Annotated in this window: 13 protein-coding genes; 8 read left to right on the forward strand and 5 right to left on the reverse strand. The window is 70.9% G+C overall.

Going from position 1 to position 17,212, the window contains the following annotated elements; all coding sequences use genetic code 11:
• Positions 1 to 52 precede the first annotated feature (52 nt).
• Positions 53 to 2,962: a BTAD domain-containing putative transcriptional regulator gene (locus ACFY10_RS20105; protein ID WP_390666494.1), complete on the forward strand. Its 2,910-nt coding sequence runs from the start codon at positions 53 to 55 to the stop codon at positions 2,960 to 2,962.
• On the opposite strand, the gene ACFY10_RS20110 is transcribed toward ACFY10_RS20105, so the two are convergent.
• Positions 2,935 to 3,300 carry a hypothetical protein gene (locus ACFY10_RS20110; protein ID WP_390666495.1) on the reverse strand — a complete coding sequence of 122 codons (366 nt, stop codon included), beginning with the start codon at positions 3,298 to 3,300 and terminating at the stop codon, positions 2,935 to 2,937. The genes ACFY10_RS20105 and ACFY10_RS20110 overlap by 28 nt on opposite strands.
• A gap of 119 nt (positions 3,301 to 3,419) precedes the next feature.
• On the opposite strand from ACFY10_RS20110, the gene ACFY10_RS20115 reads away from it, so the two are divergent.
• The gene (locus ACFY10_RS20115) at positions 3,420 to 4,475 is read left to right on the forward strand and encodes an aminoglycoside phosphotransferase family protein (RefSeq protein WP_390666496.1); all 1,056 of its coding nucleotides are present in this window, start codon (positions 3,420 to 3,422) and stop codon (positions 4,473 to 4,475) included.
• On the opposite strand, the gene ACFY10_RS20120 is transcribed toward ACFY10_RS20115, so the two are convergent.
• Positions 4,453 to 5,979, reverse strand: a complete 1,527-nt coding sequence (locus ACFY10_RS20120; RefSeq protein WP_390666497.1) for a flavin-containing monooxygenase — start codon at positions 5,977 to 5,979, stop codon at positions 4,453 to 4,455. The genes ACFY10_RS20115 and ACFY10_RS20120 overlap by 23 nt on opposite strands.
• A gap of 73 nt (positions 5,980 to 6,052) precedes the next feature.
• Between ACFY10_RS20120 and ACFY10_RS20125 the strand changes: the two genes are divergently transcribed.
• The 3 genes from ACFY10_RS20125 to ACFY10_RS20135 all read left to right on the forward strand — a co-directional run bounded on the left by ACFY10_RS20125 (position 6,053) and on the right by ACFY10_RS20135 (position 8,438).
• The gene (locus ACFY10_RS20125; RefSeq protein ID WP_390666498.1) at positions 6,053 to 6,889 is read left to right on the forward strand and encodes a slipin family protein; all 837 of its coding nucleotides are present in this window, start codon (positions 6,053 to 6,055) and stop codon (positions 6,887 to 6,889) included.
• 77 nt (positions 6,890 to 6,966) lie between these two features.
• Entirely contained in the window at positions 6,967 to 7,476 is a 510-nt protein-coding gene (locus tag ACFY10_RS20130; protein WP_390666499.1) for a glutathione peroxidase, read from the forward strand.
• A gap of 68 nt (positions 7,477 to 7,544) precedes the next feature.
• Positions 7,545 to 8,438 (forward strand): MerR family transcriptional regulator, encoded by an 894-nt coding sequence (locus tag ACFY10_RS20135; RefSeq protein WP_390666500.1) that lies wholly within the window; start codon positions 7,545 to 7,547, stop codon positions 8,436 to 8,438.
• 57 nt (positions 8,439 to 8,495) lie between these two features.
• Here ACFY10_RS20135 and ACFY10_RS20140 read toward each other — a convergent pair whose 3' ends face one another.
• The gene (locus tag ACFY10_RS20140) at positions 8,496 to 10,391 is read right to left on the reverse strand and encodes an MFS transporter (protein WP_390666501.1); all 1,896 of its coding nucleotides are present in this window, start codon (positions 10,389 to 10,391) and stop codon (positions 8,496 to 8,498) included.
• 201 nt (positions 10,392 to 10,592) lie between these two features.
• On the reverse strand, positions 10,593 to 13,544 hold the full coding sequence (locus ACFY10_RS20145; protein WP_390666502.1) for a D-alanyl-D-alanine carboxypeptidase: 2,952 nt from the start codon (positions 13,542 to 13,544) through the stop codon (positions 10,593 to 10,595).
• A 214-nt stretch (positions 13,545 to 13,758) separates the two neighbouring features.
• On the opposite strand from ACFY10_RS20145, the gene ACFY10_RS20150 reads away from it, so the two are divergent.
• From ACFY10_RS20150 to ACFY10_RS20160, 3 genes are all read left to right on the forward strand, one after another.
• Positions 13,759 to 14,517: a GPP34 family phosphoprotein gene (locus tag ACFY10_RS20150; protein ID WP_361260096.1), complete on the forward strand. Its 759-nt coding sequence runs from the start codon at positions 13,759 to 13,761 to the stop codon at positions 14,515 to 14,517.
• 394 nt (positions 14,518 to 14,911) lie between these two features.
• Positions 14,912 to 15,769, forward strand: a complete 858-nt coding sequence (locus ACFY10_RS20155) for a helix-turn-helix transcriptional regulator (RefSeq protein WP_030940853.1) — start codon at positions 14,912 to 14,914, stop codon at positions 15,767 to 15,769.
• A 214-nt stretch (positions 15,770 to 15,983) separates the two neighbouring features.
• A complete protein-coding gene (locus tag ACFY10_RS20160; protein ID WP_078912651.1) occupies positions 15,984 to 16,175 on the forward strand; it encodes a DUF397 domain-containing protein in 192 nt (63 codons plus the stop codon).
• 135 nt (positions 16,176 to 16,310) lie between these two features.
• Here ACFY10_RS20160 and ACFY10_RS20165 read toward each other — a convergent pair whose 3' ends face one another.
• Positions 16,311 to 17,150, reverse strand: coding sequence for a hypothetical protein (locus tag ACFY10_RS20165; protein WP_390666503.1), 840 nt, complete (start codon positions 17,148 to 17,150; stop codon positions 16,311 to 16,313).
• Between the last annotated feature and the right edge of the window lie 62 nt (positions 17,151 to 17,212).

Below are 17,212 nucleotides of genomic sequence, written 5' to 3' on the forward strand. Positions count from 1 at the left end.
TTCCCCTGACTTGCGACTGACTTGCGGCAGAGGCGAGAGCGAGGGCTGCGCAGTGGACGGGGGACACGGGGGACACCGGGAATCGTCGCCACGGCTCCGAATCGAGGTACTCGGCCCGACCCGGGCCTGGCGGGGCACAACTCCCCTTGATCTGGGCCCCATCAAGCGGCAGGCGGTCCTGGCCGCCCTGGCGCTGCGCCCGGGCGTCGAGCTGAGCCACGGCCGGCTCCTCGACGACGTATGGGGCGAGGAGCCCCCGCCCGGCGGCCACAAGGTGCTGCCGACGCACGTCAACTCCCTGCGCAGGGCGCTCGACCCGGACGGCACCCCGCACACGGAGTCGGTGATCCGCAGCGGCAAGGGCTGGTACCGCCTCGTCGCCGAGGCGGTCCGGCTGGACACCGCGGACCTGGCCGAGCGGGTCGAGGAAGCACGGCGCACCATGGCGGCCCGCGAACTCCCTGCCGCGACCGACCGGTTCACCGAAGCACTCGCCCTGTTCCGCGGCGAACCGCTGGCCGGTCTGCCCGGCCCCTTCGCCGAGCTCGAACGGCACCGGCTGCTGGAGCGCCGACGCTCGGCCCGGGTGGCCCGCCTGGAGTGCCTCCTCGCGCTGGGCCGCCACGCCGACGCCCTGGACGACCTCGCGGTTCTTTCGCCGTCCGACCCGTACGACGAGTCGCTGGCCGCCCTGCGCATGCGGGCCCTGTACGGCGGTGAACGGCAGGCGGAGGCGTTGAAGGTCTATCAGGACGTGTGCGAGCACCTGCGTGAGGAGCTCGGTGTCAGCCCCGGCGACGAACTGCGCCGCGTGCACCAGGCGGTGCTGCGCCGGGACGACGAGGCCCTCCTCGGCCGGCCTGTTCCTCTCCCCGTCCGGCCACGCCACCGCCGTACCGTCAATGAACTACCGGGAGACGCCGGTCAGTTGGTGGGCCGAGAAGCCGAACTGGCCCGGCTGACAGCGCCGCCCGCCGCACCCGGTTCCGTGTCCGTCATGACCGTGGACGGCCCGGCCGGGGTCGGCAAGACCGCACTGGTGGTCCGGGCCGCGCGGGCCCTGAGCGGCGACCATCCGGACGGCTGCCTCTTCGTGGACCTGCGCGCCTACAGCACCCAGCGCCGCCAGACGCCGGAGCAGGCGCTGCAACGGCTGCTGCGCTCGCTCGGCGCGGCCAAGGGCGAGCTGCCGAGCGACCTAGACGAACTCACCGCCGCCTGGCGCGCGGCGACCAGTCCGTTACGCCTGCTGCTGGTGCTGGACGACGCCCTGGACGCCGACCAGATACGGCCGCTGCTGCCCGCCGGGGCGGACAGCAGGGTGCTGGTGGCCGGCCGGCGGCGGCTGGCAGAACTGGACGCAGAACGGCGCGTCACCCTGGAGCCGCTGGAGAGCGGGGATGCGGTGTCGCTGCTGCGGCACATCGTCGGGGCGGAACGCGCGGACCGGGAGCCGTCGGCGACGCGCGAACTGGCGGACCTGTGCGACGGGTTGCCGCTGGCCCTGCGCATCGCCGGGTCGCGGCTGCAGAACCGGCGCGGCTGGACGGTGGAGTACCTGGTGGGCCGTATGGCGGGCGACGACCACCGGCTCGGCGAGCTCAGCGTCGGGGACCGCAGCGTGGAGGCGGCCTTCCGGCTGTCGTACGACCATCTCGCGCCCGAGCAGCAGCGCGCCTTCCGGGCCCTGGGAGTGGTGCCGACGGTCGAGTTCGACGTACTGACGCCGGCGACGATGCTGGGCCGGTCGGCGCGGGACACCGAGCGGGTGCTGGAGAGCCTCGTCGACACGAGTCTGCTGCAGGAGCCGCGGCCGGGGCGCTACCGGCTGCACGATCTGGTACGGGTGCATGCGCGGCGTCTCGCGGAGGCGGTCCCCGAAGAAGCCGCCGTCGCACGGACGGCCGCGCTGCGGCTGTTCCTGGACGCGGCGCGGGTCGCCAGCGACTGGGGCCCCGTCGGCTTCCCCAGCGGGCCACAGCCCGGCCGGACGCCCTTCCGGGACTGGCGGGACGCGGAGCACTGGCTGGACTCCGCGGGCAACGAGCTGGTCGACGTCGTGGGGCAAGCGGCAGCCAACGGCGAGGCGGACCACGCCTGTTGGATCGCCGAGGCACTGTGCGACTACTTCGTGCGGCAGGGCCGTTACCACGAGTCCCAGATGGCGACGGAGATCGCGCTCACGCACCTGGACCAGGCCACCGACCGGCGGATGGACAGCGCGCTGCGGGTCTGCCTGGGCTACACCGCGGTTCACCAGGCGCGGTACACGCAGTCGCGCGCCTGGTTCACCGAGGCGCTGCACCTCAGCCGGCGCCGCGGCGACCCGGCCGAGGAGGGCAACGCGCTCACCGGGCTGGCGTCCGTCGAGGCGAGTCTGCGCAACGGCGACCTGGCGATCTCCCACACCCTCGCAGCGCTGGAGCTGACCCAGAGGCCGCGCAGCGAGTGGATCGTCGCGATGACGCTCCTCATCCAAGGCCGCGTCCACCAGTTCGAGGGACGGGACGAGGAGGCGCTGGCATCCTTCACCGAGGCCCGCGTCCACGCCGAGACGGACGGCAGACCGCGCATGCTCGGCAGGATCCTGAGCTGCGCCGCCGACATCCACCTCCGCCTGGCCCGGTACGGCGAGGCCAGGAGCCTGCTCCAGCAGGCGGTCCCCCTGGCCGAGGAGGGCGGGGACATCTTCCACACCGCCCGCAGCCTGACCCGCCTGGGCACGGCGGAGCAGGGCGGGGGAGATCCGCACGCAGCCGTGGCCCTCCACCATCAGGCTCTCCAGCTGCTCCGGTTGCTGTCCCCGCTGACCGAACCCGGCTACGCCTGGCTGGAGATGGACATACGCAACCGCCTCGGCCAGGCCTGCCTGGCGCTGGGCCGCCTGCCCGAGGCACAGCAGCAGTTCCAGATCGTCATCGACGTGCGCGAAGCCTATGTGCGCCGCAAGCACGCCTCCTGATCCCCGCCGACCCGTACCCCTCGCGTGTCCAACGCGAGTCGGCAGGCCCGCCGTTCCGCCCCCAGCAGGATGCGCGCCGCGGCCTGGATCTCCGGGTCCCGCGCCACCCCGGAGCCGCTCAGCACCCCCACCAGTCGGCTCCCCCACACCTCCGGATCCGTCTCGTGCGCGTCCAGCACCCGCACCCCGAACCCGTGGTCCCCGGTCCTGTCCCCCGCCAGCCGCCACCGCACCGTCTCCCGCAGCGCGACATACACCTCACCCACGACGGCCCCCCGCGCACCGCCCAGCCGCGCCCCCGCGGCCAGCGCCGCGGCCACCAGCTCCGCTTCGGTCACCAGCACTCCCTGTCAGCAGGACGACCCTTGCCGGTCGTTTCCCGCAACCCTGTCGGGAGGCGTTGCAGGGGCGATGAAATTCCGATGATGGCCCGCGCCAGGGGTGATGGGATGGCGCGATGAACAGTGATCTGCCACAGGCCGCCGAGACCGTGGACCGCGGGCGCCATCCGCAGGCCGTGACGCCCTGGGAGGACGAGGCGTGGCGGGCCGCCGCCCTGGGATGGATCCACGAGGTACTGGCCGTGCACGGGCTGCGGCCGGCCGGGTCGCCGCAGGTGCGGCTGCGGCCCTGGTCGGTCCTGGTACGGCTGGACGTCGGCGGAACGGGCGACAGGGGCGGCGATCGCGTGTGGTTCAAGGCCAACCCGCCCGCAAGCGCCTTCGAGGCGGGGCTCGGTGCGGCGTTGGCCGGATGGGTTCCGGAGCATGTGCTGCGACCGCTCGCCGTGGATGCCGGACGGGGGTGGTCGCTGCTGCCCGACGGGGGCCGGCGGTTCGCCGACGTTCTCGATGCCGGTGAGGCCGGGGTCGAGGCGTGGGAGGAGATGCTGCGTCAGTACGCCGGGATGCAGCGCTCCCTGCTGCCGTACACCGGGAAGATCGAGTCCCTCGGGGTGCCCGGGGCCCGTACCGCCGCGCTGCCCGAGGTCTTCGATCGGCTCGTGGCGGAGAACGGAGCGCTGACGGACGCGGAGCGTGCGGTGCTGGACGGCCTGCGGCCCCGGGTGGCCGACTGGAGTGCGGAGCTCGCGGCGACCGGCATCGGGGACTGCCTGGACCACGCCGACCTGCACGAGGCACAGGTCTTCCACGCGCCCTCCACCAGCCGTTTCACCTTCTTCGACTGGGGGGATGCGGCCGTGACGCACCCCTTCTGCAGCTTCCTGGTCCCCGCCCGCCGGGCCGTCGAACGCTACGGCCCCGAAGTACTGCCCCGCCTCCGGGACGCGTATCTCGACCCCTGGACCGACGTCGGCCGCACACTGCCGGACCTGCGCCACGCCCTCTCCCTGGCCTGGCGGCTCGGCGCGCTGGGGCGGGCCTGGGCGTGGGGACGGCTCTTTCCGGGTGCGGCGAACGGCACGGAGCCGGCCGGCGGCGCGGAGGGCGCCCGCTCCCTGCTGCAACTCGCCGACGCACCGCCCCGGTTCATCGCACCCGGGACGGAATGAAACGGAACTCCGCGGACGTCAGCCGACGCGTCCGTGCCGCGTACTCCCCCATGTATCCGGGCCAGTTGGCGACATTCCGGCCGTCCGGCGTGCGGTACCACGATGAGCAGGACTGCCACGCCGTGCCCTCGAACCGTGCCCGCAGGGCCCGCAGCCCCGCCTCCTCGACCTCCGGCCGCACGTCCAGCGCCGCCGCTCCCGCGTCACGGACCAGCTCCAACGCCCGGCGGACATAGGCGGCCTGGGCCTCGAGGAAGAACAGGATGGAGCCGCCGGAGGTATTGGTGTTCGGCCCGTACATGAGGAACAGGGAAGGGAAGCCGGGGACCATGATGCCGAGGTGCGCCCGGGCTCCGTCCGCCCACACATCCCTGATCGAGCGGCCGCCGGCGCCCCGCACCTCCATCGGCAGCATGAAGGTGTTCGTACGGAACCCGGTCGCGTGGATCACGCAGTCGACCTCGTGGAGACGGCCGTCCTCGGTCAGAGGGCCCTTTGGGGTCATACGGGCGATCCGGTCCGTCACCAGCTCCACATTCGGGCGGCGCAGGGCGGGCAGGAAGTCGGAGCTGAGCAGGACCCGTTTGCAGCCGAAGGGATAGTCCGGCCAGGCCTTGCGGCGCAGTTCCGGGTCGGGCAGCTGACGGCGCATATGGGCGGCGGAAAGCAGGGCTCCGACCCGGCCGACGGTTCGGGGGTGACGGATGCAGAGGGTCAGCAGCTCGATGCCGTGGTGGAGGAGCCGGCGCCATGCCCGGCGCGCCCAGGGCCATCGCATCGCGCGGTTCAGGAATGCCGGCATGGGGCGGTCCCTGCGCGGCAGGAACCAGTTGCCGGTGCGCTGAAACACCGTCAATTGCCCGACGAACGGGGCGATTTCGGGCACCAGCTGGGTCGCGCTCGCTCCTGTCCCGATGACCGCCACCCGCTTGCCGCGCAGGTCGTAGCCGTCGTCCCAGCGGGCCGAGTGAAAGCTGCGCCCAGCGAAGTCGTCCAGGCCCTCCACGGCCGGGAGGGCGGGTTTGTCGAGCTGCCCGGTGGCAAGGACGACGGCATCGGCCACCCGCTCCTCCTCCGGCCCGTCCGATCCCGTACGACGGCTGCGCACCGTCCACGTACGCGTCCCGTCGTCCCATGTGCACGAGGTCACCGTCGTGTCCGTGACGATCCGCGGGGTGATCCCGAGCGCGTCCGCGGTCTCCCGGGCATACCGCAGGATCTCGTCCTGGTGGGAGAACACATGGGCCCAGGAGGCGCGTTGGGCGAAGGAGTACGAGTACAGGTGGCTCGGCACGTCGCAGGCGGCGCCCGGGTAGCGGTTGTGGTGCCAGGTGCCGCCCAGCCCGGAGGCCGCCTCCAGCAGGGTCACTTCGGCCGGCCCGTGCCGCAGGAGTTCGGCGGCGACGGCGATCCCGCCGAAGCCCGCGCCCACCACCACGACCCTCGGCGCGGGACCGGGTGCGGGGCCGATTTCTTGACGATCTCCTGACGTCTGCAACCGCATCCGGCCAACTCCGTCCGGTGTCTACTTCCTTGTCTCAATCCTTACGGGGAATCCTTCCGAGGAATGGAGTGTCATGGAAGGCACTGTGGTCGCGGTCGTGCTGGTGGCCGTGGCGGTCCTGCTCGTGCTGCGCAGCGGTATGCGGGTGGTCAACCAGGTCGAGCGCGGGGTCGTGTTCCGGATGGGCAAGGCGCTGCCGACGTACCGGCAGCCGGGTGTCACGTTCCTGATCCCGTTCGTCGACCGGATGCGGAAGGTGAACACGCAGGTGGTCACCATGCCGGTGCCCACCCAGGAGGGCATCACCAAGGACAACGTCTCGGTGAAGGTCGACGCGGTCGTCTACTTCCGGGTGACCGACCCGCTCCGGGCCGCCATCGAGGTGCAGGACTACGTCTTCGCCGTCGGCCAGGTCGCCCAGTCGTCCCTGCGCTCCATCATCGGCAAGAGCGACCTGGACGACCTGCTGTCCGACCGTGAGCGGCTGCACGAGGGGCTCGCCCTGATGATCGACAGCCCGGCCGCCGGCTGGGGCGTCCACATCGACCGCGTCGAGATCAAGGACGTACAGCTGCCGGAGTCGCTGAAGCGGTCCATGTCCCGGCAGGCCGAGGCCGAGCGCGAGCGGCGGGCCCGGGTCATCACCGCGGACGGCGAGTTCCAGGCCGCGCAGCAGCTCGCCAACGCGTCGCGCATCATGTCGGACACCCCCGAGGCCATGCAGCTCCGCCTCCTCCAGACGGTCGTGGAGGTCGCGGCCGAGAAGAACTCGACGCTCGTGATGCCGTTCCCGGTGGAGCTGCTGCGGTACTTCGACAAGGCGGCCCAGCACTTCGGGTCCGGGGCCGCTGCCACGGCTCCTGCGGCGCCGGTGCCGGCTCCGGCGCCGCCCGTCGAGCAGCAGCCGTAGCCGGCGTCCGCGCCTGCGACGGCGCCCTCGCCGACCGCGCCGCCCGGCCCGACACGTACCGGAGTTAGCATCCGCTTATGACGACTGCAGACAGCAACGGCGCCGCTCCCCTCGACGTGGAGATCGGCGCCCTCAAGGGTGGATCCGCCGACCTCTCCCAGTACGCGGGCAAGGCCGTCCTCATCGTGAACGTGGCCTCCAAGTGCGGGCTGACCCCGCAGTACACCGGGCTCGAGCGCCTCCACGAGCGCTACGCCGAGCAGGGCTTCACCGTCCTCGGCGTGCCCTGCAACCAGTTCCTCGGGCAGGAGCCCGGCAGCGCCGAGGAGATCGCCGAGTTCTGCTCGGCGACCTACGGCGTGACCTTCCCGCTGACCGAGAAGGTCGAGGTGAACGGCGAGGGCCGGCACCCCCTCTACGACCGCCTGACCGGCTTCGCCGACGCCGAGGGGCACACCGGCGACATCCGCTGGAACTTCGAGAAGTTCCTGATCGGCCGGGACGGCAAGGTCGTCGCCCGCTTCTCCCCGCAGACCGAGCCGGAGGCGGCCGAGGTCGTGGCGGCGGTGGAAGGCGCCCTCGCCTAGGCACCGGTTGACCTTGCCCCTGGGGCAAGGACGAGCGTTCCCGTCACCGGGCGGAAAGGACCCGCCCGGTGACGGAGGATGCTCAGGTGGACGACGAACTGCTCACCATCGGCGCGTTCGCTGCACGGGCGCGGCTGTCGGCCAAGGCACTACGGCTCTACGACCGCCTCGGCCTGCTCGCACCCGCGTACGTCGACGAGCTCAGCGGCTACCGCTACTACCGCGCGGACCAGGTGGAACGCGCCCGGCTGGTGGCCCTGCTGCGGCAGCTCGACATGCCGCTCGCCCGGATCGCCGAGCTGGTCGAGGCGGACGGGACGCACGCGGCCGAACTGCTCGCCGCGTACTGGACAGACGTCGAGACGCGCATCGCCGGGCAGCGGACGCTCGCCGAGTACCTCCGTGGACGACTGTCGGGGAGGAGCTCCGAGATGTACGGAAAGTTCGTGGTCGAGACGGTGGACGTACCGGCGCGGACGGTGATCACCGAGACGCGGCACACGCTGGCGGACGAGCTGCCGGCCTGGATCGGCGCGTCATTGGGACGCCTGGAGGCGGCGGCCCGGGAGTGCGGAGGCGTGACGGCGGCGCCGTACGTCGTCTACCACGCCGAGGTCTCCATGGAGAGCGACGGCCCGGCTCAGGCGTGCGTGCCGGTCGCGGACGAGGCGGCGGCACAGAAGTGGGCGGAGGCGAAGGGACGGGCCTGGGAGACGAAGGTCCGGGTGGAGCCGGCCCAGCGCCTCGCATACACGCGGATCACCAAGGCCCAGGTGGCCCATCCGCAGATCCTGGCGGCGTTCGAGGCGGTGGAGGAGTGGATGGCCCGAGAGGGTCTGGAGATGGCCGGTCCCTGCCGCGAGATCTACTTCGCGGACTGGGATGCGGCGGGGCCGGAGGATGCGGTGTGTGACGTCGCGTTTCCAGTGCAGGTGAGTAAGACCAGCCCGTCCGGCGTTTGAGGACGAGGCCGTTCAGGCCGACAGCGGGGGTCTGGGGGCGGCAGCCCCCAGCACCGGTCACTTCAGCTCGTCCGGGCACGGGGTACCCCGGGGCAACTGATACGGCGCCCCCAACCGGTAGGTTCCCGCCTTCGGCGCCAACAACAGCGTCCACTTGTCACCCTTGTCGTCCTCCTCCGTCTGCATCAGACAGCCGTTGACGTTGTAGAACGACTTGGGCGTGCCGTCGGCGCGGTGCTTGGAGGCGTACGTCTCCTGCGGGGGTTTGACGCCCTTGCCCTTGGCATCGACCAGGCCGAGCCACGGGGAGTAGGGGACGCGGATGAGGACGCGGCCGGCCCGCTTGACCTCGATGGTCAGCTCACCCTGGGCCGCACGGTCGACGGTGGCGGGCGGGTCGGCGAGCGGGGTGGGGTCGGTGACGCGGAACAGCTGCCAGTTGGCGTCGCCCCAGATCTGCTTCAGATACGGCATGCCCCGCTGCACGAGCTCCCGCTCGCGCTCGCCGCCGTCGCCGTCCGGCTCGCCCTTCGGCAGGACGACGAAGTGGACGGCCCAGCGCTGCAGCCACTCGTGGTAGTTCGCCGAGTTGAGGGTGTCGTCGTAGAAGAGGGGGTTGCGCTCCATGTCGGCCTGGCGGTTCCAGCCGCGGGCCAGGTTGACGTAGGGGGCGAGGGCGGAGGCCTCGCGGTGGGAGCGGGCGGGGACGACCTCCACGCGGCCCTTCTCGGCGCCGACGCCCTGGAGTTCGTTCACGAGGGGGGCGAGTTCGCGCGCCCAGGACGCGGCGGGCGACGTATGGATGATGTCGTCCACCGACTTGAAGCCGATCCAGCCGACGAACCCGACGAGCGCAAGCACGGTGACGTACCACTTGCGCGAGCGCGGGACCGTGAACGGGAGCGCCGCGACCAGCGTCACGCCGGCGAACAGCATCGCCAGCCGGGTGATGTTGGAGCCGATCTGCGAGCTGACCAGCCAGACCGCGAGGACCGAGAGGCCGTACACCGCGGAGGTCAGGCGGACCGTCGTCCACTCCTTGGGGACGAGCGCGAAGGCGAGGACCGCGTACAGGAACGGCAGGATCACCGACCAGATCGTCATCGGCTGGGTGCCGGAGAAGGGGAACAGCCAGGCCGACACGGCCACCACCGCGGCCGGGGTGAGCCCCAGGGCCCAGGCGCCGGGACGGCGTTTCTGCAGGAACAGGGCCACGGCGACCAGCCCCACGAACAGGCCGGCGACCGGTGACGACATCGTCGCCAGCGCGGCCAGCGGCGCCGCGCACAGGGCCTTCGCCCACCGTTTGTAGCGCCACTTGTAGGGCCAGCAGAAGACGACGGCGACCGCGCCCAGCGCGAACATCGTGCCCAGGCCGAAGGTCACCCGGCCCGAGACCGCGTTGCACAGGAACGCGAAAAGGCCTGCCAGCGACGCCCACAGCGGGTTCTTCACGCTCCGGCTGCGGATGAGGACCATCGTCAGCAGGCCGGCCGAGAACGTCCCCGCGATCATCATCGTCGTACGGACACCGAGCACCGACATCAGATACGGCGACACCACGCTGTACGACACCGGGTGCATACCGCCGTACCAGGCCAGGTTGTACGCCGAGTCCGGGTGCCGGCCGACGAACTCGGCCCACGCGTCCTGCGCCGCCAGATCGCCGCCACTGTTCGCGAAGGTGAAGAACCAGACGATGTGGAGTACGCCGGACAGGGCGGTGAGGGAGAGCACCGGGTGACGCAGCAGCCGCTCGCGCAGGGCGAGGAAGGCGACTGTCGCACGTGACGTCCCGTCGCTCTTCGCCCGCTCGCTCACCTGCTCACGGTCGGTGTCACTCCCGTGCATGCCGGGCATGCCGTCCGTGCGCGGTGCGGGCACGCGTATTCGCGGGCCGGTTCCCGGGCCCGGATCGGCGTCGTCGGCGTGTGTCGGCTCCGCAGTGGCCACCTGAAGGCACTCCCCGTGGTGTCCTGTCTTTTCTTCTAGGACGCGTCCCGTTGTCCGCTCGTTCGCGGCTGCGTCCTCGGGGTTTTCCCGGCCGCGTCCCGTGAGCGACGGCCTGCCCCGTTTCGTGACGCTAGCACGCACCCCGCCGGAGGGCTCCCTGGTGGGCCCGCCGACGGGGTGCGACGGCATCCGCGGCTGCTGTCAGCCGAGGCGCTTGAGCTTGGCCGTGAAGCCGGGCTCGGCGAGGTCCTTCTGCAGCGCGACCGGGACCTTGACCGCGCCGCTGGTGCCGTCGCCCACGGTGAGCGTGCCCACCTTGGTGCCGGCCTTCGCGGTGTGCGGTACGTCGTCGGCGTCGAAGGACAGCTTCACCTTGAGGCCGGCCCAGCCGACCGCCGCGACGTCCTTGGTGAGCACGATCGGGGTGTGCCCGCCGAGCTGGTCGTCCACGTACCCGACGACGTCGCCCTTCTTCAGTATCTTCGTCGAGGTCAGCGCATCCCGGGCGGCGAGCATCGCCGTCTTGCTGACGTTGTTGACGGTGTCGATGATCGGCGCCGTCTGCTGGTCGAGGATCGCGCCGACCACGGTGACCGTCTCGCCGCCGACCTCCTTGGTGGCGGCGAAGAGGAGATTGCCGCCGGCCTTGGACGTGGTGCCCGTCTTGATGCCGATGGCGCCGTTGTAGGGGACGAGGCGGTTGTAGTTGTCCCACTTCTTGCCGGACGGGTCGATCCAGCTGGGCAGCTTGGTGATGTCCATCAGGGCCGGGATCTTCACGAGTTCGTTGCCGAGCTTCACCTGGTCCTCGGCGCTGGAGACGGTGGTCTCCTTGAGACCGGAGGCATCGGTGTAGGTCGTGTTCTTCATGCCGAGTTCCTTGGCGGTGTCGTTCATCTTCTTGATGAACGCCGCCTCGGAGCCCGCGTCCCAACGGGCCAGCAGGCGCGCGATGTTGTTGGCCGACGGGATCATGATGGCCGACAGCGCCTGCTTCTCGGTGAGGACGTCGCCCTTCTTCACGGTGTTGAGGGTGGACTCGTTGTGCTTGTCGTAGCCGCCCTCCTTCTCCGCCAGCGCGTCGACCGTGATCTTCTCGCCCTCCTGGCCCGGCTTCAGCGCGTGGTCCTTGAGGACGATGTACGCGGTCATGGCCTTGGCGACGGAGCCGATCGGGACGGCGGTCTGCCGGCCGAAGTTCCCCATCGTGCCGATGCCGTTGACGTCCAGCCAGCCCTGGCCCTCGCTCGGCCACGGGAGGCCGGACTTGTTGCCGTCGAAGGTGTACGAGTCGTCGGCGGTCAGCGCGAGGGTGGGAGTGGGCAGCGGGCGCACGGCCTGCACGATCGCAAAGACGATCACGAGGAGCAGGACCAGCGGGGTCCAGATCTTGACCCTGCGGATGATCGTGCGGACCGGGGTCTGCGGCGGCGGAGGGGTGTTCGTCAGCTCGGCCAGCAGGTCCAGCGGCGGCTTCGGGGGCAGCGGCTGCTGGGCGGTGCGCTCGGGGCCGACCTGGGGGACGGGAGCGGTCGCGTCCGCGGGCTTGCGCGGCGTGCGCGGTTCGTCGAGCGGCTTGAGGGCTACGAATTTGCTGGTGCGCTCGGCTTCGGACGGCTCGGGGGTCTTGGGGCCCTTGACGTCGCCCAGCTTGAGCATGGTGGTGGGCTGGTCGACCTGGGGCTTGGGGCGCGGGCGCTTGAAGACGGCGGTGGGCTGATCGACGGCCTTGCCCTCGGCTCCGCCTCCGGCGTCGCCGCTGCTCCCACCCGCACCACCCGTACCACTCTCGTCATCGCCTGCGGGTGGCCCCTGAGGGGCGTCCTCACCGTCGGCGGCTGCGGGTTCGCTGTCGGAGGCGGTGTCCGCGGCAGCAGCTGCCGGGGGTTCGCCGTCCGCGGCCGCCGGTTCCTTGTCCGCGGGAGCTGCGTCGGCAGCTGCGTGAGCATCATCAGCGGCTACGGCTTCGCCGTCCCCGGCGGCTGAGGCAGCACCGTCGGCAGATGCACGTTCACCGTCCGCGGCGGAGGCATTGGTGCTGTCGGCGGCCACGGCTTCACCGTCCGTAACGGCCGCATCCGTGCCGTCGGCCGGGGCTTCGGGCGCCCCGTCCGCGTCGGAATCGTCGACGGCAACGGTGCCCGCCTCCGGCTCGGCGTCCGTCCGGTCCTCGGCCTTCACCGGGTCGTCGGCCGGCGCCGCGGGCTCGGCAGCCTTGTCGTCGGCGTCGGCAGGCTCGTCCGCCGCGGCAGCCTCGGACTCGTCCGCGTCACCCCGCTCTGAGCCGTCGGCCTCCGCCTCGGCGCTCTGCTCACCGCCGGCATCGGAATCGCCCGCCGATTCGCTGTCGGCACCCTCCGCGTCTACGGCGTCCTCGGCACCGGCGGCCTCAGCGGCCGTTTCCTCGTCGGCCACAGCACCGGAGCCCTCGGAGTTCGCGGCATCCGCCGCACCGTCGGCATCCCCGGGCTCCTCGGCACCGGCGGCCTCAGCGGCCGTCTCGTCGTCGGCCGCGTCCTCGGCGTCCCCGGAATCCGCGGCATCCCCGCCACCGACGGCCCCAGCGCCCGTCTCCTCGTCCGCCGCACCCTCGGCATCCCCGGTGTCGCCGGAATCCCCGGCACCGGCAGCCTCGGCGGCCGTCTCCTCGTCCGCCGCGTCCCCGGGCACCTTGGAGTCGCCCGACCGGACCCAGGCCGCCACAGCGGCGCGCAGCCGTGCGTCACCCGACGTGGTGCCCCCGGTTCCGCCCGTTACGGCCTCACCGTCGGCCGCCGCGGCGTCAGCGGAAACGTCACCGCCGCTCGCCGAGCCCTTCTCGGAGCCCTCGACGCCGCGCTCCGAAGGTTCCCCGGCGTCCCCGGGGCCCTCCGCACCCGCGACAAGCCCCCGCACCGAAAACACCCGCGTCGCCGTGTCCACGCCACCGCGCGCCCCGGTCTCGCCGGACGACGAGTCGCCGGAGGATCCGCCGGAGGCCCCGGTATCCCGTGCGTCCCGGGCCACCGCCAGGCGAGGATCGCGTTCGCCGCGTTCCTCCGAGCGGGACTCGGGAACCGAGCCCGCATTCCCCGACGTCGGTTCTGCCGACGACTCGCGCTGCTTCGACCTGTCGGGGGACTCGCCCGCCACCGATGCCTCCTCCGTGCGCACGGCCTCCGTGCGCCTACCGAACCGTGAACCCGCCGCCCGAAACACCGCCCAAACCCGGTGTCCGAACCATGTACCAGTGTCCTGTGTGCGGGCTTAACCCCTGCGGTAGACGAGAACGACATACCTACCGGTTCCCTCACAAACAGGTCACGCACCCTCGACAGACCAATGTGAGAGGGGTCACCCTGTCTTTCATCCACGCGGGGAGGCATGGATGGGCAGGAGCCGCAGAACACTTCCGGAGGAGCTTCTGCTGCTGGCGTTGGACCCGGCCACGGGTACCACCGCACAGCCGCAGTCGCTCGACCTCGGTCTGGCCGGAGCACAGCTAGTGGAGCTGGCGCTGGCCGGACGGATAGCCCCAGACGGGGATCGTATCGCCGTGGTAGCCCCACGGCCGACTGGAGATCCAACATTGGACTGTGCGTTGGAGTTGCTGCGAAGGCGTGGCGCTCCCGTACGGGCAGTGAACTGGATTGGCGGGCCCCGGCTGGGGCTGCGCCAGACCTACCTCTCGCATCTGGAGCGGTGCGGCATGGTGCATGCCGTGGCGGGCCAGATGTGCGGAGTGCTGCCGACGACTCGCTACCAGGCGACGGACACCGAGATCAGCCGGGAGATCAGGGCCCGGCTGGACTCCGCGATCCGCACCGGCGTACCGCCGGACCCGCGGACCGCTGCGCTCGCCGCACTGGCACACGCGGTCGGCCTCGGCAAGCACCTGTATCCGGGGAACGAGGGGCGTTCGTCCCGTTCCCGGCTGCGGGATCTGATCAGGCACGACCCCATGGGCGGTCTCGTCGCACACGCGGTGATGGACGTCCAGAACGGCGTGGCGGCCCAGCCGCGCCGCAGCCCGGCCCCGGCCGGCCGCCAGGCCGCCGCCGGACCGGCCAGGTCCGCACCGGAACCCGCTCGTGGCGTTCCGATGCAGCCGCGCCGCGGTTCCATGGCACGCGTCGTGGCCCACTGAGCCGCAGTTCCACGACGAGCGGCACGAACCGCAGCACCACGCACCGCATTGCACCGCATTGCACCGCATTGCACCGCATTGCACTGCATTGCACCGCAGCACCACGCACCGCCGAGCGCCGCACCGAGCCTGCAGAGGCAGTCCCGAGACCCGGTACGGGAGCCGCTGGCCGCGCGGGGCGGCGGGGCCGTACGCCATCCGTCCATACGGATGCCGTAACGGTTCCGCCGCCCCGCGCGGCCGCTTTTCATGAACTCATGAACTGGCGTATATGCAGCGCATATACGCCGTTTCCCAGCGGTACAAAGCCCCTTGGTGGCAGTCTGCTCAACAGCAGATACGCAAAGTGGCAAAGTACAGCTAGCGCAGGCACGCAGCCGGAGGTGCACGTCTCGTGGCGTCCAATGTCAATCCCACCGTCAGGCGACGCCGGCTGGGCCAGGAGCTGCGTCGGCTCCGCGAGCTCAAGGGCATGACAGCCGAGGAAGTGGCGGAGCGGCTGCTGGTCTCGCAGTCGAAGATCAGCCGGCTGGAGAACGGCCGGCGCAGCATCAGCCAGCGCGACGTCCGCGACCTGTGCGGGGTGTACGAGGTGGAGGACCACCGGATCGTCGACTCGCTGATGCAGATGGCCAAGGACAGCCGCCAGCAAGGCTGGTGGCACTCCTTCGGGGACATCCCGTACAGCGTCTATATCGGGCTGGAGACGGACGCGGCGAGTCTGCGGGTGTACGACCCCCAGGTCGTCCCGGGCCTGTTGCAGACCCGGCAGTACGCGGAGGCGCTGATCGCGGGGGCATTGCCGGAGACGGCGGCCACCGACGTCGAGAAGCGCGTCCAGGTACGCCTGCGCCGGCAGGAACGAATCACCGCCCCGGAGAACCCGCTCCGGCTGTGGACGGTGATGGACGAGGCGGCCGTGCGCCGGGTCGTGGGCAATCGTTCCCTCATGCGCGATCAGCTGGAGTACCTCGTCGAGCAGTCCCAACTGCCGCATGTCACCGTGCAGGTGATCCCCTTCGACATGGGAGCCCACCCGGGGCTGAACGGCCAGTACGCGATCCTCGAGTTTCCGGACGCGGCGGACTCCAGCGTCGTCTACATCGAGGGCGTCACCAGCGACCTGTATCTCGAGAAGGCCAACGACGTGCAGAAATACAGCGTGATGTACGAGCACCTGCGCGCCCAGGCCCTGAATCCCGACCAGTCACGGCAGTTCATCGCGGACATCGCGAAGGAGTACGCCCGCTGAAGCGCCGCACGGTACACCTTCCCCGGGTCGTACTGGAAGACCCATCTGGAATATGCCACCCGGTCGAGTGAATGGTCACTTCGTACGTCGAGGTTGGCGAGTAGCGTCGATCACGCCACCACACACCAAGGGTTGGCGCAAACCGCGCTGTGGGTTCGGAGTCGAATCCGTCGTGCGGTGACAGCAACTCCACAACTGGCATTCCGGAGCAAAAATGGCAATTCGTCAGGGCGCCACGGACACCTGGACCAAGTCCTCGTACTCCACGGGCAACGGCGCGTGCGTCGAGATCAAGTCACCGGTCCGCGCGGCTATGGCCGTTCGGGACTCCAAGGTCCCCGAGGGTCCCGTACTGGCCTTCCCGGCCGACGCGTGGAACACCTTCGTCGGCTCGATCAAGGCGTAGAGGGGAGGATCTGCTGATCCTCGACCGCGTTCGCCTTCCACAATTTCACAAGCAGCACTTGAAGAGCCCTCTCGTCCAGTCCGCCGTCCTTGCCGAGGGGGCTCGGCTTGTGTCCGACGACCTCAACCACCTCAACTACCTCAACCTGTCGACGTACTTGTCCGTCCCCGGCACCGTCGGGACGAACGGGGCCACCAGCTCCACCCTCCCCAGCCCCGCCTCCTGGACCGGCGCATCCAGATCCGCGAAGTAAGACTCCCAGCACTCCCTCGGATCCGCCTCGAGGAACCACAGCAGGGTCAGCCTCGTGTCGACGCCCTCGACCTGCTTGACGTAGGTCATGCGGTCGCCGGGCAGGGGTGTCGGGCGGAAGACGGTCACCATCGCGGCCGGTGAGCCCGCCACCCGCTTCGGCAGATGGCGCGATCGCAGCCACTCCAGCAACTCGGAGCGCTGCTCGGCCGATTCGGCGTCGATCACTTCGACGACGAGACCCGCGTACGGATGGTCGAGGGCGTGGAAGTCGCGGGGCCCGGCGGCCCCGTCCCGATAGACCGTCGCCTCGTGGTCCTGGAAGGCCGTGAAGACGTGCGTACGGTCCTGGTACACCCGGGCATCGCGGTTGAGGCGCTTGTTGATCGCGACGGTCCACCGCATGTGGTCGTCGTAGCGGCCGTCCGTGATCCAGTACGTCGAGATGTAGCAGCCCGCGGTGACCGGCTGGGCGATCGCCGACTTCTCGGGATAGCGCAGGAGTTGGAGCTCGCGGGTCGCCACCCAGCGGCGCCCGGCGTACATCCAGGGCATGGCCATCGCGCCGGCGTAGTAGTGGTCGTCCTCGTACCAGCGGTTGTACGCGTACTCGTGGCCCGGGTGCGGCTCGACCATGGTGATCAGCGCGTGGCCGGGGCGGACTCCGTACGGCCCCACGGCAGCCAGCTCGGCGTACACGTCGCTACGGGTTTCCTCGCTCACGTCGCTCCCCTTCCGTCCTCCGCCGGTCGCCCATACTCTGACGCCCCGTCAGATAAACCGCC

Origin of the sequence: Streptomyces sp. NPDC001401 (assembly GCF_042895385.1) — a bacterium.
Classification (GTDB): Bacteria; Actinomycetota; Actinomycetes; order Streptomycetales; family Streptomycetaceae; genus Streptomyces.

Bases quoted from the DNA above. Each gene is read 5' to 3' on its own strand.
- ACFY10_RS20125 (WP_390666498.1), top strand. From the start codon at position 6,053: ATGGAAGGCACTGTGGTCGCGGTCGTGCTGGTGGCCGTGGCGGTCCTG.
- ACFY10_RS20160 (WP_078912651.1), top strand. From the start codon at position 15,984: ATGGCAATTCGTCAGGGCGCCACGGACACCTGGACCAAGTCCTCGTAC.
- ACFY10_RS20130 (WP_390666499.1), top strand. From the start codon at position 6,967: ATGACGACTGCAGACAGCAACGGCGCCGCTCCCCTCGACGTGGAGATC.
- ACFY10_RS20150 (WP_361260096.1), top strand. From the start codon at position 13,759: ATGGGCAGGAGCCGCAGAACACTTCCGGAGGAGCTTCTGCTGCTGGCG.
- ACFY10_RS20120 (WP_390666497.1), bottom strand. From the start codon at position 5,979: ATGCGGTTGCAGACGTCAGGAGATCGTCAAGAAATCGGCCCCGCACCC.
- ACFY10_RS20115 (WP_390666496.1), top strand. From the start codon at position 3,420: ATGAACAGTGATCTGCCACAGGCCGCCGAGACCGTGGACCGCGGGCGC.